This window comes from Rhizobium esperanzae (assembly GCF_014197615.1).
GTDB classification, from domain to species: domain Bacteria; phylum Pseudomonadota; class Alphaproteobacteria; order Rhizobiales; family Rhizobiaceae; genus Rhizobium; species Rhizobium esperanzae_A.
On record NZ_JACIFY010000003.1, the window covers coordinates 224431 to 240812 of the forward strand.

17 protein-coding genes are annotated in these 16382 nt (G+C 60.5%); 11 read left to right on the top strand and 6 right to left on the bottom strand.

Translation table 11 applies throughout. The annotated features are described in order from the left end of the window. Window positions 1-4: 4 nt before the first annotated feature. Together GGD57_RS05830 and GGD57_RS05835 are read right to left on the bottom strand one after the other, a co-directional pair. Entirely contained in the window at window positions 5-310 is a 306-nt protein-coding gene (locus GGD57_RS05830; RefSeq protein ID WP_184467754.1) for a type II toxin-antitoxin system RelE/ParE family toxin, read from the bottom strand. Then, entirely contained in the window at window positions 310-591 is a 282-nt protein-coding gene (locus tag GGD57_RS05835; RefSeq protein ID WP_184467756.1) for a type II toxin-antitoxin system ParD family antitoxin, read from the bottom strand. Before GGD57_RS05835 ends, GGD57_RS05830 begins: the two co-directional genes overlap by 1 nt. Before the next feature lie 187 nt (window positions 592-778). Here GGD57_RS05835 and treZ point away from each other — a divergent pair, with 187 nt between their 5' ends. From treZ to GGD57_RS05850, 3 genes are all read left to right on the top strand, one after another. Further along, on the top strand, window positions 779-2551 hold the full coding sequence (treZ, locus tag GGD57_RS05840; RefSeq protein ID WP_184467758.1) for a malto-oligosyltrehalose trehalohydrolase: 1773 nt from the start codon (window positions 779-781) through the stop codon (window positions 2549-2551). Between the two features lie 26 nt (window positions 2552-2577). Continuing rightward, window positions 2578-4443, top strand: a complete 1866-nt coding sequence (gene malQ, locus GGD57_RS05845; protein WP_184467760.1) for a 4-alpha-glucanotransferase — start codon at window positions 2578-2580, stop codon at window positions 4441-4443. A gap of 189 nt (window positions 4444-4632) precedes the next feature. Then, window positions 4633-4794 (top strand): hypothetical protein, encoded by a 162-nt coding sequence (locus tag GGD57_RS05850; protein ID WP_184467762.1) that lies wholly within the window; start codon window positions 4633-4635, stop codon window positions 4792-4794. Between the two features lie 68 nt (window positions 4795-4862). On the opposite strand, the gene GGD57_RS05855 is transcribed toward GGD57_RS05850, so the two are convergent. Both GGD57_RS05855 and GGD57_RS05860 read right to left on the bottom strand, forming a co-directional pair. Then, on the bottom strand, window positions 4863-6050 hold the full coding sequence (locus GGD57_RS05855; RefSeq protein WP_184467764.1) for a hypothetical protein: 1188 nt from the start codon (window positions 6048-6050) through the stop codon (window positions 4863-4865). 368 nt (window positions 6051-6418) lie between these two features. Continuing rightward, window positions 6419-7138: a GntR family transcriptional regulator gene (locus GGD57_RS05860; protein ID WP_184467766.1), complete on the bottom strand. Its 720-nt coding sequence runs from the start codon at window positions 7136-7138 to the stop codon at window positions 6419-6421. A gap of 138 nt (window positions 7139-7276) precedes the next feature. Here GGD57_RS05860 and araD point away from each other — a divergent pair, with 138 nt between their 5' ends. From araD to GGD57_RS05900, 8 genes are all read left to right on the top strand, one after another. Further along, the gene (araD, locus tag GGD57_RS05865) at window positions 7277-9013 is read left to right on the top strand and encodes an L-arabinonate dehydratase (RefSeq protein ID WP_184467768.1); all 1737 of its coding nucleotides are present in this window, start codon (window positions 7277-7279) and stop codon (window positions 9011-9013) included. Between the two features lie 62 nt (window positions 9014-9075). Next, window positions 9076-9786 (top strand): ribonuclease activity regulator RraA, encoded by a 711-nt coding sequence (locus GGD57_RS05870; RefSeq protein ID WP_184467770.1) that lies wholly within the window; start codon window positions 9076-9078, stop codon window positions 9784-9786. Between the two features lie 217 nt (window positions 9787-10003). Then, on the top strand, window positions 10004-10294 hold the full coding sequence (locus GGD57_RS05875; protein WP_184467772.1) for a hypothetical protein: 291 nt from the start codon (window positions 10004-10006) through the stop codon (window positions 10292-10294). Window positions 10295-10434: 140 nt separating this feature from the next. Further along, the gene (locus GGD57_RS05880; protein WP_184467774.1) at window positions 10435-10683 is read left to right on the top strand and encodes a hypothetical protein; all 249 of its coding nucleotides are present in this window, start codon (window positions 10435-10437) and stop codon (window positions 10681-10683) included. Window positions 10684-11021: 338 nt separating this feature from the next. Then, complete coding sequence (locus GGD57_RS05885; RefSeq protein WP_184467776.1) at window positions 11022-11252, top strand: hypothetical protein; 231 nt, start codon at window positions 11022-11024, stop codon at window positions 11250-11252. 132 nt (window positions 11253-11384) lie between these two features. Further along, on the top strand, window positions 11385-11645 hold the full coding sequence (locus GGD57_RS05890) for a hypothetical protein (RefSeq protein WP_184467778.1): 261 nt from the start codon (window positions 11385-11387) through the stop codon (window positions 11643-11645). Between the two features lie 156 nt (window positions 11646-11801). Continuing rightward, the gene (locus GGD57_RS05895) at window positions 11802-12311 is read left to right on the top strand and encodes a hypothetical protein (RefSeq protein WP_184467780.1); all 510 of its coding nucleotides are present in this window, start codon (window positions 11802-11804) and stop codon (window positions 12309-12311) included. Between the two features lie 156 nt (window positions 12312-12467). Continuing rightward, entirely contained in the window at window positions 12468-12719 is a 252-nt protein-coding gene (locus tag GGD57_RS05900) for a hypothetical protein (protein ID WP_184467783.1), read from the top strand. Window positions 12720-12767: 48 nt separating this feature from the next. On the opposite strand, the gene GGD57_RS05905 is transcribed toward GGD57_RS05900, so the two are convergent. Together GGD57_RS05905 and GGD57_RS05910 are read right to left on the bottom strand one after the other, a co-directional pair. Next, a complete protein-coding gene (locus tag GGD57_RS05905) occupies window positions 12768-15272 on the bottom strand; it encodes a methyl-accepting chemotaxis protein (RefSeq protein ID WP_184467785.1) in 2505 nt (834 codons plus the stop codon). Window positions 15273-15476: 204 nt separating this feature from the next. Continuing rightward, window positions 15477-16205: an endonuclease/exonuclease/phosphatase family protein gene (locus GGD57_RS05910; protein ID WP_184467787.1), complete on the bottom strand. Its 729-nt coding sequence runs from the start codon at window positions 16203-16205 to the stop codon at window positions 15477-15479. Window positions 16206-16382 lie beyond the last annotated feature (177 nt).

The following is a 16382-nucleotide window of genomic DNA, read 5'->3' on the forward strand; positions in this document are numbered from 1 at the left end:
GACTCTAACTTTCGCCGCTTTCAAACCGCTGCCCGGCATAGAGGACACGGAGGATAATAACCTCGGCGGACTCGACGACGAACGCAACGCTTACCCGGCGCTCAAAACCGACAATCCGCAATCCTGGCCGGACATCATCACGGACGCTGCCACGTTCGGGATATGTTTCGAACCCATCCACAAAGGTCTTGATGCGGGCCACATAATTACGGGCGACTGCAGAAGATGCGGATTTCCTACGGACGAAACCATAGATGCGCGCCAAATCTAACTCCGCTTCATCGGTGAAGCGGATATAATAGCGCTTCATCAATCCTCTTCCCGATCGATTTCGTCCATTCGTGCTTCGAGCCGCTTCCAGACCTCGCCGAGAGGTTTGGCCTTGGTGGGATCGGCCTTATGGGCGTCATAGGTAGCCGCAACTTCCGTTCGCAGCCAGTGCTCGACGGCATTTTCGCGTTCCTGCAAAGCCCGCAGTCCCTCGCGTATAACTTCGCTCTCAGAGGCGTAATCGCCATCGGATACCCGTTGCTTGACGCGCTTCGCCATTTCTACGGGCAATGTGATGCTCATCTGTTGCGTCGAACGCATCGATTGGACTCCTATCGTTTGCATTCTTATAGCACTTGATAGGATAAAATCCTACTCCGGATAGGACGGATATTACTCTTCTTGGCATCCGCCGATACACGTCCAGCAGCGGCAGCTCCGCGGATGAAACTTTTTGCTCCCGCAAAAGTTACTCAAATCCCATCTTCACTTCATCGAAGGCTTTCCCTTGACCAGAATGACGTTCGGCCCCGTTTTCACCGAAGAGGGTATTCTGTTTCGCCTCTGGGCTCCCCTGCATGAAAGCGTGTCCTTAAAGATCGAAGGCGCCGACCCGCGCCCGATGCAGGCGGGCGAAGACGGATGGCACCGCTGCGCGGTCGCGGATGCTCGTCCGGGGGCGCGCTATCGCTTCGTCCTGCCGGACGGTCTCGAAATTCCAGATCCTGCCTCGCGGTTCCAGCCGCAGGACGTGCACGGCCCGAGCGAAGTAGTCGACCTTTCCTCCTATCATTGGAAGGCGGGCGGCTGGACCGGCCGGCCCTGGGAGGAGATGGTCATCTATGAGATGCATATCGGCGGCTTCACTCCGGAGGGCAGCTTCAGGGCCGCGATCGAGCGCCTCGATCATCTGAAAGCGTTGGGTATCACGGCGTTGCAGATCATGCCGCTCAGTGAATTCCCGGGCCGTTACAGCTGGGGTTATGACGGCGTGCTACCCTATGCGCCCGACAGCAGCTACGGCCGGCCGGAGGATTTTATGGCGCTGGTGGACGCGGCGCATGAGCGCGGCATCTCCGTGTTTCTCGATGTCGTCTACAATCACTTCGGGCCTGACGGAAACTATATCCCGTCCTATGCGCCGCTCTTTACCGACCATCATAAAACGCCCTGGGGGCACGGGGTCAATTACGACGGCGACGGGTCGGAGATGATCCGCGAATTCATCATTGAGAATGCCATCTACTGGATCACCGAGTTCAGGTTGGACGGTTTCCGTTTCGATGCCGTCCACGCCATCAAGGACGACAGCGACGAGCATCTTCTTCAGGCGCTTGCCCGCCGCGCCAGGGCTGCGGCCGGCAACCGGCATGTTCATCTGATCGTCGAAAACGAGGAGAACGACGCCGACCTTCTGCAGCGTGACGATAAGGGCGAGGCGAGGCTGTTCACCGCCCAGTGGAACGACGATGTGCACCATGTGCTGCATGTCGCCGCCACGGATGAAACCTTCGGCTATTATGCCGATTACGCCGGCGACATGGGTAAGCTCGGGCGGGCGCTGGCGGAAGGTTTCGTGTTCCAGGGCGAACATATGCCATATCGCGGCGGAAGCCGGGGCAGGCCGAGCGGCCACCTGCCACCCACAGCCTTCGTATCCTTCATCCAGAACCATGATCAAATCGGCAACAGGGCACTGGGCGACCGGGTTCTGGCGTCGAGCCCGGTCGATGCTGTCAAAGCCATCATATCAATCTATCTGCTGGCGCCCGAGATCCCGATGCTGTTCATGGGAGAGGAATGGGGCGCCAGAGAGTCTTTTCCCTTTTTCTGCGATTTCGATGAGAATTTGAACGAGAAGGTCAGGCAAGGCCGGCGCCGGGAGCTTTCGCGTCTGCCCGGCTTCGACGCGGACGACCTTCTCGACCCGACGGCGCCATCGACCTTTGCTGCGGCCAAGCTCGACTGGTCGAAACGCACCGCCTCCGACATGCTTGACTATTACAGGACACTTCTGGACCTCCGGCACCGGCGGATCGTTCCGTTGCTGAAGGGTGCCGTTGGCGGAAACGCGGTCTACCGCTCGGCGGGAAATGCGATCGCGGTCGATTGGACCCTTGCGGAAAGCCGACGTCTTCATCTGCGCGCCAACCTCGGCAACGCGGCAGCGGCGCTGCTCGAGCCGCAGCAGGACGACGCCGAGACGATATTCCGTCTCGGCGGAAGCGGGGGCGGCGGACTCGGCCCGTGGGCGGTGATCTGGAGCATCAGCGCCGGGTGACGGCGGTGGGAGGAGAGGATCGAACGATGAAATCCGCCGAGCTCGACAAGCTTGCCCGGCTTCACGGCATCAGCCCGACAAGGCCGAGCCCCGACAACAGGGAAGTGGCGATCTCCGCAGTGACCAAGCGCAAGATACTCGCCGCGCTCAACATCGACATGACGGCGACGGCAGATCCGCAGAGTGGCGCGCCGGGGCGGCAAGCCAAACCGGAGCGCAGGAGGATTCCGGTGTCGTTTCTGCCGGATTTCCTTTCCGGCACAAGGGTCTGGGGTGTCAGCCTGCAGCTTTACGAGCTCCGTTCGGCCCGCAACTGGGGAATCGGAGACTTCAAGGATCTGTCTGATCTGGCCGATCTGGCGGGATCGTTGGGGGCCGATTTCATCGGACTCAACCCGCTTCACGCGCCGTTCCTTGCCGATCCCGACCGCTGCAGCCCCTATGAACCCTCAAGCCGCCAGCATCTCAACCCACTCTATATCGCGGCCGACGAGGTGCCAGGTTTCTCCGGCAGTCCCGAACTCGAACGCGAATTAGAGCGCCTCCGCCAATCCGATCTCGTCGATTACATCGGCGTCGCGCGAGCCAAGCTTGGGGTCCTTCATGATCTCTGGCCGGCCTGGCGACAGCGCCGCGCCGGTGATAGGGACTGTAGCTCCGCCGATTTCGACACCTTTGTCGCGCGAGGCGGCGACAGCTTGCGGCTGCATGCGCTTTTCGAATGCCTGTCGTTTTCCATGGTCGAGCGCGGGGCGGGCGCCGGTTGGCAGCGGTGGCCGGCCGAGTTCCAGCGTTTCGACAGTGCCGCCGTCGGCGATTTCGAACGCCATCACGCGGATGATGTTTTCTTCCATATGTGGCTGCAATGGCTCGCACACTGCCAACTGATGCAGGCCGCAGATAGGGCACGCAAGGTCGGCCTGCGCATCGGGCTCTATCTCGATCTTGCCGTAGGGGAAGCGGTCGACGGCTCGGCGACGTGGAGCGAGCCTGACGTCTATGTCTCCAAGGCCACGATCGGCAGCCCTCCCGACCCATTCGCCGTCGAGGGGCAGGACTGGCATCTGGCCGGATACCTGCCTTCCGAAATTGCCGGAGGCGGCATGTCACCTTACCGGCGCATGGTGAGTGCAGCCATGCGCTATGCAGGCGCCATTCGCATCGACCACGCCCCGGCGGTCCGCCGCCTTTTCCTGGTTCCCTTGGGCGACAGGCCGAACAGCGGCGCCTATGTACGCTATCCCGAAGACCGGCTGCTGCAGATCCTGGCTGAGGCGTCTGCCGAACATCGATGCCTCGTGATCGGAGAATCGCTCGGAATGATTCCGGAGGGATTGCCGGAGGATCTGGCCGCCGCCGGCATTCTCTCCTATCGGATCCTTTCCTATGAACAGGACAAAAAAGGCTTCAAGCCGGCCGATGCCTATCCCGTCCTCGCACTCGCCTGCATTTCGACGCATGACCATCAGACGCTCGCCGGCTGGTGGCGCGGTGCCGACATTCAGGATCGCTGCGAGCACGGTATCGTGCCGCCCGATCTCACCGAAGAACATTTTGAAGACCGCAAGCGCGAGCGAAGGTATCTGAAAGCGGCGTTCAAGGCCGCCGGTCTCAGCTTGCCGTCCCGGCTTCCTGCTGCGCGGGCAAGCGAAGAGACGCTCAAAGATCTGACCGTCAGCGCCTACCGTTTCATTGCCCGGACGCCGTCGATTCTTGCCGCCGTGCGGCTTGCCGATCTCACCGACGAGAAAAGACCGACCAATATTCCGGGCACCAGCGACAGCTATCCGAACTGGAAACCGAAACTATCGGATTTGCTGGAGGATCTGATGTCGAGCCCGCTGCTTAAACGCGTAACGGCGGCAATGCGGGAGGAAAGGCCACGGGAGTGATCGCGGTTGAGCGAATTGTCCGCTTCGTGATTGTCGCCCGATCTGGCGCTGCGCGAATGGATATCGATCGGGGACGGAACGAATATGGAGCCGGCGAATTTTGAACAAAGAAGGACAGCGAATGTCGAGACGAGGGCCTATCCGCTTCCGCCGCTCTAACTGCGGCACGACCAATATGGAAACAAAACCATGACGACCGCATTCATCGTTATCGCATTGGCTCTGATCATCATCTACGCCGGGCCGACATTTCTGTTCATCTGCGTCGGCTATACCGATTATCTGCTGGAGCGGCGAAGACATATGATGGCGCTGAAGCACGTCGTGAAGCGTCGCAGTGACGAGCTTTAGCCACTGCTGAGAAATCCGGGGATTCCAGAGGCAGGTCGGAAACCCGCCTCTGGAAGATGAAGCGCACTTTAGTCGTTCGCTGTGACCTTGACGCCGAGCACCGAAGGAATGGTGTTCGGAGCCCCCATGGCCGCGCCTATGATCATCGGAAATGGGACCGGCTTTTCCGGCGCGGCGCTGATCGTCAGGCTTTTCGGCCCGTCGAGGTAGGTGTTGACGGCTGCCGATACCTGGTTTTGCAGCTCCGGGAGGTTGAGCTGCGCCATCATGATCGGCACAAGGCCTTTCAGGGATTGCGTCAGTTGCTCGCCCGTGACGCCCTGCTGCGAACCGGCATAGTCGAGCGCTTTCTTGGTGATCGAGGCATCGTCGAAGCGGATCGAGGCGCTGTTGAACGTCAGTTGCTGCACCAGCCCCAGCATTGCCAGGCCGGCGGCCTGGTTGGCCTCTTCCTTGTTCGGATTGGCCTCGGCGGTTTTCATTGCCTCCTGCAGCGATTTGACGAAGCCCAGCGTGTAACCGGAAAAGTCGACGGCGATATTCAGCCGGCCGATATTCTTGAAGTCGAAAGCGTATTCGTCGACGGCAATCTTGCCGCTTTCGACTTCCCAGCTGCCCTTCATCGTCACCGTGCCGTCGAGCGTCGTCAGCCCGAGTTTCTCGATGGCCTCCTTCGCGCTTGCATCCTCGACCTGCGACAGGTCGCCCTTCAGGCCGGCGACATTGGCGTCATAGGCAAAGCCGCCTTCCTGGCGTTCCAGGTTCGAGTCGATGCCCTCGATGGCAAAGACGTCCTTGCCTTTGACATTGACAGCGATCGGCCCGGTGCTGAACGTCTCGTACAGGAGAATATCGTTCAGAGTGTCGCCGGCTGCATTGGCGGGAATCGTCAGGCCGGTGATCTCGATATCCTTGGCGGAAAAACGGCCTTCCCCCTGGCTCATGTCGATATCCGGGAAGGAGACGGTCTTGGCGTGGTAACCGCCGCCTTCGGTTTCCTCGACGCCCTCGAAGGTAAGTTCGCCGATCTTCAAAGTATCGCCGGGCAGATTGGCATATCCCACCTGGACGCCCGTCGCCGTTACCGTGTCGCCATCGACATCGGCCTTCTCGAAGGTGATGACCGTGCCGCCGGCACTGGTTGCAGCATTGAGCTTCTTCATCATATCTGCGCCATCAAGAGCAAGCGCCGGGCCGGCGAGCGTCAGGAAGGCGGTGCTTGCCATCATCAGGTGGAATTTGCGCATGTGCTTCACGAAGATATCCTTATGTCGAAAGTAGATACGGGGGTGCGAAATTCCCGGACATATCCCAGCAGCCTCTCGGGTCTGAGAGGCGGCGGAGATGTCAGGGTTGCATCTGGTCGGCTAATTCGGGGGCGAGGAGGTCAGGCTCCGTCGGAACCGCCGGGCTGAAGAGACATCGCCGATCTTCCGCCGGGAATGGACGGTAGTATTTTCTCTAGCAGAGGTAGTTTTGCGATTCATTGTCACACATAAAGTGTATTCCCTTGATTTTTGCAAGCCTCAAACGACCGAACGACAGGGAAATCATCGCCGGATTTTTTACGCGTTTTCAGTGCTGTAAGCGGAACAGTCGGTCCCTTCGCTGCGGCGCGGCCGGTTCATACGAAATAATCGGGGAACGCCTTCCTGAGCTCTTCGACTTTTGCGACGGTCTGGCTGAGATGTTCACGGATCGCGCCGACAGCACGCTGTTCATCGCGGGCGGCAATTGCGTCGATGATGGCGTGGTGACCATCGAGAATGCTCATGATCTTGCCCTTCTCGGGCAGATGCAGACGACGAACGCGATCGAGATGGCCGGAGCGCTCGCGAACCAGCTGATGCAGGCTGCTGCGTTTGGCGCCTGCGAATAATGTCTGGTGAAAGAGCTCGTCGAGTTCCTGGAACATGGCAATCTGATCGATGTCGTCGGCGACCGCCGACTGCATTTTGATGATCGAGCGGGCTCGGGCGAGGATGCTCGGATCCTGATCCGGATCGGTCGCGAGGCGGCGGCAAACTTCCGATTCCAGCGCGACGCGAAGAAAATGCGCCTCATAAATTTGCAGGACATCGATCCTGGTCACCACAGTGCGGGACTGCGGGTAGATGCGAACAAGGCCTTCCTGTCTAAGAAGCTGAAGCGCGTCACGAATGGGGGTCTGGCTGACTTCATAGGTCTCGGTAAGCTCGGTGCGCGACAGCGTGGTGTCCGGGGGCAGCTGAATGGTGATGATCCGCTTCCTGAGGTCGTCATAAACCCGCTGGACCGTGTTGCCGGCTGCGGCCGGAAAACCGGGCGCAGTCAGGCCGAATGTGGAGGCGAACTGGGAATTCATGTGGGGCGTTCCTTTCGCGCCACTCATAGCTTTGCATGGCCTGAGGCACAAGAATACAAGGTTCTCGTTGATATATATGTCAAACTAAAATATCAGTTGCGGGGCTGAGATGAGCAAGCAAAAAGTTGGGAGAGAGCCGTGACCGCTGGGAAAACTTACGAGCAATTACGGTCCGCCCGCTGGATGCTGCCGGATGATCAGCGCTCTTTCGGTCATCGGTCGCGGACCATGCAGATGGGGTATGCACCGGAGGATTGGCAGGGAAAGCCGATCATTGCCGTCATCAACACCTGGTCCGATGCTCAGCCCTGCCACATGCATTTCCGCGAGCGCGCCGAATGGGTAAAGCGGGGAATTCTTCAGTCGGGCGGGTTCCCCATGGAGCTGCCGGCCCTTTCCCTTTCCGAAAACTTCGTCAAGCCGACCACCATGCTCTATCGCAACATGCTGGCGATGGAGACCGAGGAGCTGTTGCGGAGCCATCCTGTCGACGGCGCGGTTCTGATGGGGGGCTGCGACAAGACCACGCCGGGTCTTGTCATGGGCGCCGTCAGCATGGGCATTCCCTTCGTCTACCTGCCTGCCGGCCCGATGCTTCGCGGCAATTATGCGGGCAAGACGCTCGGCTCCGGGACCGACGGTTTCAAATATTGGGACGAGCGGCGGGCCGGCACGATCACCAAGGAGGAGTGGCAGGGTATCGAAGGCGGGATTGCCCGCAGCTACGGCCATTGCATGACCATGGGCACGGCGTCGACGATGACGGCGATCGCCGAGGCTATGGGATTGACGCTGCCGGGCGCGTCCTCGATTCCGGCGGCCGACGCCAACCACCAGCGCATGTCGGCGGCCTGCGGGCGGCGGATCGTCGATATGGTGTGGGAGGATCTGACGCCGGACCGGATCATCACGCGGGCGGCGGTCGACAATGCCGTCACGGTCGCCATGGCGACCGGCTGCTCCACCAATGCGATCATTCACCTGATCGCCATGGCGCGGCGCGCCGGCATCCCGCTACAACTCGACGACCTCGATCGCATCGGCCGCACGACGCCGGTTCTTGCCAACATCCGGCCTTCCGGTTCGACCTACCTGATGGAGGATTTCTTTTATGCGGGCGGCTTGCTTGCGCTGATGAAGCAACTCGGCGACAAGCTGGATCCAACCGCGATTACCGTCACGGGAAAACCGCTGACGGACGGCCTCGACCAGGTGAAGATCTATAATGACGATGTGATCCGGCCATTGTCGAACCCGGTCTATCACGAAGGTTCGCTGGCGGTGCTCAAGGGAAACCTGTGTCCTGATGGCGCGGTCATCAAACCTGCGGCCTGCGATCCAAAATTCCATCGCCATTGCGGCCCGGCGCTGGTCGCCGATAACTATGCCGAGATGAAGAAGATCATCGACGATCCGGATTATCCGCTGACGCCGGACACCGTGCTGGTGCTGCGCAACGCCGGTCCGCAGGGCGGCCCGGGCATGCCGGAATGGGGCATGATCCCGATGCCGAAGGCGCTGTTGAAACTCGGCCTGCGCGACATGGTGCGCATCTCGGACGCCCGCATGTCGGGAACCAGTTTCGGCGCCTGCGTGCTGCACGTCGCGCCGGAATCTTACATCGGCGGCCCTCTGGCACTGCTGAGAACCGGGGACATGGTCGAACTCGATATTCCCGCGCGCAGCCTCAATATGCTGGTTTCCGAAGAGGAGATCGCAGCGCGGCGGGCCGCCTGGGTGGCGCCAACGCGGCACTACGAGCGCGGTTACGGTTTCATGTTCTCCAGCCATATCGAGCAGGCCGACAAAGGCTGCGACTTCGACTTCCTGACGACGGAATTCGGTGGCAAGACGCCTGAACCGGCCATCAACTGAGGCACCAAGATGTTTGATCCCAATCGGCTTCGGCGCCTGAATTTGAATGAGGAGAAGGAATTATGAACCTCGCAACCCGCGAAAAGCTGATGGGTGTCTCCGTCGCGACGCTCTGTTCGGCGTTGTTCAAGCGCGGCCTGAGAAACCAGACGGTGCAGGATGTTCGACCGGTGCAGCCGAAGGGCCGCAATATGGTCGGGCCGGCCTTTACGCTGCGTTACATGCCGGCGCGCGAGGACCGCAACGCCATGAACGTCTTTCGCAACCCGAAACATCCGCAACGGCTTGCCATCGAAACCTGTCCCGAAGGCCATGTTCTGGTGATGGACAGCCGCAAGGATCCGCGCGCCGCCTCCGCCGGCGACATTTTGATTACCCGCCTGATGATGCGCGGCGGCGCTGGCGTCGTCACCGACGGCGGCTTCCGCGACGCCATGACCATCGGCGGTCTTGAGATGCCCGCCTATCACCATCGTCCCTCCAGCCCGACCAATCTCACGCTCCACGAGGCGATCGACATCAATGTGCCGATCGGATGCGGGGATGTCGCGGTCTTCCCGGGCGACATCATGGTTGGCGACGACGACAGCGTCATTGTTATTCCGGCCGAGATTGCCGACGAGATCGCTGACGAAGCGGTCGAGATGACCGCTTACGAGGATTTCGTTACCGAGCGCGTCAAGCAAGGACATACGATCATTGGCCTCTATCCGGCCACCGACGAAAGCAATGTGGCGCTCTTTGCGGACTGGCGGAAGGTGAACGGTCGCTAAGGCAGCGTATCGGCGGCCAGCTAACGGGACAAAGACGAGCGTCATGGCGGCTGCGGGCCGCTCACTGCGACAGGCTGAAATGGCCCTCTTTGCTGGTCGAGCAACGCGATGGCGTGGTTGTCCGGGCGATGTGTTCCGGCGTCCGGCCGAATTCTGGAACAATGTCTGTCGTCCCCTGTTACACTGGCGTGAAACTACGAAGCAGCGGGAGGGTTCGATGAGGCGGAGCATGGGATTAGGTCTGGTTTTCGCCGTTGCGCTGACGGGCTGCACGACCGGCGCGGGCAATTACTCATCGGCGGGACTGGCCCCCATTCCGGGCAGCATCACCTATAACGGCCAGCCTCGCACGAAGCTGACGAAATCGCCTGTCGGTTCTTCCTTCCCGCACAGCTTCAGAGATCAATGGGGGCGCGAGGTTGAGGAGATTTACATCATCCGGCCCGACCGGAGCCTGCTGATCGCCGAGCGCCATTATCGGCCGGTCTTCGCGCTCGACGACGATTAGAACGCCGCACCGTCGCCATCAATCGGCGCTGTGCGAGTTGGGGATCTGTGCCACCATCCGCGAACGCGTCTGACAAGATTTCGGGATTGTCAGCATGCCTGTTATGCCCGACACTTGAGCATCCTAGCGAGGGCAACTGCATGCTCGACATCATCATACGAGACGCTCTTGATATTGTCGGGCGTACGGAGCGCCTGATCGAGGCAAGCCGGCGGCTGCTGGACAGGAAGAGCCTTGGCGACGTCGAGATGTACGAGCTCGATTACGAGATCGAACGGCTCGGGGATGCGGTTTTCGTCGTGGATGAAGCCATCCGGTCGCTTGCACGTGCCGTCGAATGCTGGCCGCAGACCGCCCCGGTCCACGGGGCAGCGAGAACATTGCATTGATGAACGGCCGCCGCCTCTAAGTGGTTTAGGCGACAGCCTGGTCATCCTGTTTTGGGAACTGACACTGCACGAAGCCGTTCCGGACGGGTTTTCGAGCCGCGATCCGCGTGTCACGCCGATGTCACGCGACCATGGAAACAATATGTGCTTGATCGGTATCGTTGGGGTTGGGCCGAGGTCTCACAGGCCGCCGGTCCGATTGCCGGAACTGGCGGCTTCGTTGTTCGATCGATTTTCCAGTGGAGACACGCGATGAGGGGTGTGCTGGCTAATATCACGCTCGTCCCGAGCTGGGGACAGCCGGGTCAATCCCGCTATTCTTTCGGTGGGGCATCACGATGACCACGAAGACCTCCGGGCGAAAATCTCAGCCCCACGAATTCATCTTTCCGGTTCATACGCGCACGATCGCACAAATCAGGTACGATAGCCTCAGCAAAGTTATGACGGTGGTCTATCACGACGGCCGCTCGATAACGACGACCGGTATACAAGGCCCAGCGATGCTGAGGATTCTTGCGCAGCGTCCGCTGGAGCGCTCTCCGTTTCTGTTGCAGACCGTCATCTGAGGCGGGAACCGGCGCCGGCCCTTGTCTGCGTCGCGTGGACACGGCATCCGTTCATTAAATCGGCGTGATCGTGCATCCATTTCCCCCGGCCTGCGTTCATCTCCAACAGCCCGAGCCATGGAGGGAACGCCGATGACCTTTCCACCACCGAAAACCGAAGCTCCCGTGCAGCGCTTCGAAGAGGCAACCATTGCCGCGCGCGACGCTCTGGAAAGGCTGATTGCGGCCGCCAATGAAGCCGGATGGGCAACGGGAGAGATAACCGCGGCAATCCTTAAGGCTGCGCAGTTTCTGAGTGATGCCAACAAGAAAGATCCCGATCCGGCCGTGGATCCTGTGAGCAGCGACACTGCCAGACAGGAGCAGATTGGTCACGGCGAACTCTACGATTAGAGCAGTTCCAGGGAAATCGCGACTTGCCCGTAAGACGTGCTGACCGACGATGGTGATCGGCGCAACGGTGACGCTGGCCCAGTTGGCGTCGGCGGCCGGATGCATCCTTTTGAGCCGTGGAGCGTTCTATCGCCAGGAAATAGCTGGAGATGCATTATGTTCAAGGACGAACTCGGCGATATCCGTACAAACGAGGGTATGCGCGACAATGCCGGCACCGCACCGGCCGCCTACGAAGAGGCCAACGCCAATCCGCATCTGATCAGGCCTGAGGGTTTCGCGAGCGAGGCCGAATATCGGGCATATATTGCCACGCTCGGTGGTTATGTTCCCGTTGAAGGTCTCGCCGATGCGGCCCTTCCGGCCCCCGAACACCATGCGCTGGAAAGCCGTCTGCAAGACCTGAGGGAAGAACTCGAAAACCTCCGTGCTCGCCTTCACGTGATCCAGCGTCAGGCGGCAACCGTGGTTGCGGAGAACCTCCGGTGGGCCGACGCAAGTGCGCACGCACAGCTCGGCACGCAGCCCTGGCTCAAGCTGGCCGGCGCAATGACGGCAACATTCGTCGTCACGAGGGGCATCAGGCGGCTTCCTCTGGGCACGCTGGCGACGACGGCGATGCCCCTGGTCGCTGCCGCGATGAATCGGAAGTTTGCCAGAGGATGATGCCAGAAGATGTGCGGGTTGCTCTGACGAGATCGGGCCTCAGTCGTCGATTTGCATCGCGGATATCCGGTCGATCAGGTGTCGAACCGCAATGAAGCGGGCGCCATCTTCTCGCCGAAATATTAGTGACATCTTATTCTCGAAAGGGAGGCGAACATGGCTGGACATGACGATCGCTACATCGAGATTACCACGCGTCTGCGCTCGGTACGGTCGTTCTGCGACTTTCTTTCGCAGGGCGCTACGGTCTGCGTCGGCTTGTCGGACGGCACGCCCTACAAGGACGTCACCGCCGTTCTCCTGGAACGAAACCGCAGGGAAGCGGAGGCGCTCGACCGCATGCGCAGGCGTCTCTACCCGCAGTTCGCGGACGAAGAGGTAATGCCGCCGCTCTACAGCCGTCACTGATCTGCGCCGCGCATCGTGAGCCTATGCGATGCGGAGCGGCAGACCTCTCTATGCTGCGGCTACGCGTTTTATGTCCGTTTCATCCAGTTGGAACTGATCGATGAGCTGCAGGAGCGTTCTCGTCTCGTCGGCAAGTTCCTTCGTCGCCGCGCTGGTTTCCTCGACCATGGCAGCGTTCTGCTGCGTCATCTGGTCCATCCGGTTCACCGAGGAATTGACTTCGTGCAGAGCGTTGTACTGCTCCCTGCTCGAGCGGGCAATGACGTCCATCTGCTCGGATGCGGTGACCACTTTTGCGGAAATGTTTTCGAGGACTTCACTCGTTTCGCGCACCACACGCGCGCCATTGGTAATCTCGGCCCGCGAACGCCCGATCAGCTGCTTGATCCGCTGGCCGGCTTCGGCGGAGCGCTGGGCGAGATCGCGGACTTCCTGAGCCACGACTGCAAAACCCTTTCCAGCCTCGCCGGCGCGGGCCGCTTCGATGCCGGCGTTGAGCGCGAGCAGGTTCGTCTGGAATGCGATCTCATCGATGACGCCGATGATCTGCACGATCTCGTCGGAAGCCGCTTCGATCTTGCCCATCGCGTCGATAGCGCTGGCAACCACCTCGGATGAGGAATCGGCCGTCTCTTTGGTGTCGGTGATGATCTGGCGGGCATCGTCGGCGCAGAGCGCGGAAGAGCGAACCGTGGTGGTGATCTCCTCGATGGCCGCGGCGATCTCTTCCAGTGCGACGGCCTGCTGTTCGGTGCGTTTTGCAAGGTTGCCTGCGGCCAGATCCATCTGGCCGGCATTTCCTTCGATCATGCGGGTATTGGTGCGGATCTGGTCGATCGTTTCCTGCAGGCGAAGCAGCGACGAATTGAAATCGTTGCGAAGCTGCTCCAACCGCCCGAAGAAGGGCGTTGCGATGGTCTGGGAAATATCGCCCCGCGCCAGGCGCCCGAGGCCGTCAGCCAGCGCTGTGACCGCAAAGTCGATCTGCTGTTCGACTGCGCGTTTTTCTTCGTCGTTGCGATGCCTTTCCTCTTCGGCCCTTGTCCGTTCGATCTCGCTGCGTTCCTCGATCTCGACCTTGGCGATGGCATTGTTCTTGAAGACCCCGAGCGCACGGGCCATGTCGCCGATCTCATCGGCTCTGTTATCGCCGACGATCGAGGTTTCGAGCTTGCCGTCGGCGAGCCGCCGCATGGCCGAAGTGATCTGGTTGATCGGCCCCTTGAGCGTGACGGTCAGCCCGATGCCGGCGAGGATTGCGATCACCACGCCGAGGATCGTCGTTCCGAGAGACATGGAATTGGCGTCGGTGCGTTCTGCGGCCGCGTTCTGCCGCTGTATTTCGGCGAAGGCCGTCAGCTGGGACCACATGCCGTCCACGTCGGCGGCTGCGGCGCGGAATTCGTCCTGGCGCTGCGCGCTGACACGGACGAGGTCGGCGGCCGCCTTCTGCATCTTGTCCAGTGCCGGCAGGAGCTTGGGCTTGAGATTGTCGAATTGCGCAACGCCGCCGGCATTGGAAATCAGCATGTCCAGCCCCTTCCTGACGGCGGTGATTTCCTGAGAAAGCCGCTGGAGATTGGCATCGGTCGGGGCAAGCGTCAGTTTCGCCATGACGATCTGGATCACGTATGCCGAAGTCGTCAGTTTCTGGCCGTCTCTCTGGCTGGTCTTGGCACGCTCGACCGATTTGGCGGTTTCGGCAGCCCCGTCCGTTACCGTCTTCAGCCGCCGTACGGCGACCGCCTGCAATTCCGGCAGCCTGGCGATGATCTGACCCGTTGCCTCCTTGAGGCCGGCTCCGCGCTCCTCGGTCTGGCCGGTGGCTTCGACCAACGGCTTCAACGAGGCAATGGCATCGTCGATCGCCTTTTTGGCCTCCGGCGCCTCGCCGCCAAGCGCCATTGCGACGATACGCTGCTGCCGGCCAAGTTCCTCCATGTCGGAACCGCCGATCGGGCCGGCGGCTTGAGTCTTGTCGTTCAATGATTGGGCGAAAGAGGCGAAGTCCGATATGCGCTGTGCGTCGCCCAGCGTATTGCGGGCTTCATCTTCCTTCATGTCGGCAGCACGCTGGAGAACCTTGGAGCCTTCGACAATATCGGTCTGGGCGGAGATAACGATGCTCTGCGCCTTCTGGAGATCGGCGAAGAGGGCGGTCCGGCTCTCCTGAAGCTGCCACAGCGAGTCCATGCGTACGGAAATTCCGTCGATGGAAGAGAGTGTCTGTTCCAGTTCCTGCTGGCCGCTGCGATCCGCGGCCAGCCGGTCGAGGCCGGATTTCAAAAGGCCGCGCTGATCGGCAAGCTTTGCGGTGACAAGGTCCCGGTTTTCCTGCGTGGCATTGGCCAGGAATTCGGCCATCGCGGCGGATAGATTGCGAAAGCCGCTTAAGGACTGCAGGACGGAGTTGGAAATATCCATCCGCCCCTGAAGCAGGCTCGAAGCATAAAGGCCCATCGCACCCACCGCCATGATGCTCAAGATGAACGGAACGATGAATACCATCACCTGCGTCTGGATGCGCACACGTGACAACAGCCTGCCCAACATCAATCCCTCCTCTTCCCCCAGGAGAACAGTCGATTTCGTTCTGATCCGCTCGAACCGACTGCACTTCCCGCTCGGACGTATAATGCCAGAACGGAATGAATGTTCTATATCATGAAATTCGTGAAATATTCGTTTCAATGTCGTTGTGAGCGCTGGGGAATGTCGTTTTTCAAGCGGTTTCTAGAGCCGGCACGACATCGGCGATCAGGCGAAGCCGATTTCCGCAAGCAGAGGCAGGTGATCGGATGCCACTCTCGTCAGCCGGTTTTCCAGAACGGCCGCTCTTTTGACGACGAGATCGTCGGTGACGAAGATATGGTCGAGGCGCATCAGCGGGTAGCGGGCGGGAAAGGTCGCTCTCGGCGCGGTGCTGCCTGCGAGCTGGGCGTCCTTCAATGACCGCGCAACCAGCCGATATGTCGCCGATGCCGGAATGGCATTAAAGTCGCCGCAGAGGATCGTGGGAAGGGATTCATCCGCGCTCCCACGCAGCCAGCCCGCCTTCAACAGCGTCGTCATCTGCTGGATGCGCTCGCGCCCGCGAAGGCCGAGATGGGTGTTGACGACGAGCAGCTTCCTGTCGCCGACGACGATTTCGACGGAAAGCGCGCCGCGCTGCTCGCCGATGGACGGCAGTGGGCCGGCCTTCACCGCGCCTGTCGGCAGCGCGGTGATGATCGCATCGCCATACTGCTCTTCGGCGATCGACAATGCCGGGTGGAAATGCGCCTGCATCTTCAGAAGCGAGGCGATCGCATGCGCCTGGTCGACGCCGCCGGTCCTGCGCCTTGAGACATCGACCTCCTGAAGTGCCACGACGTCGGCCTCCGCTTCGGCAATGACGGAAGCGATGCGACCGGGATCGAGCTTCCGGTCACTGCCAATGCAGCTGTGCACATTATAGCTCAGGAGTTTGATCGATTTATCCGGCATAGACCTGCTGAAAGCTCATCGTCCCAACTCAGAACGCGTTTCCCGGGGAGAACAGCGAACTGTTCCTGCGGGGGAACACAGAACTCGTTTGATCGTTCCGGATAATCGAGCCTGGAGCGTCGCGCCTTCTTTCGGAAAGCACGACGCGTTGGGAGCTCGCACCTCGGAAACGGAATG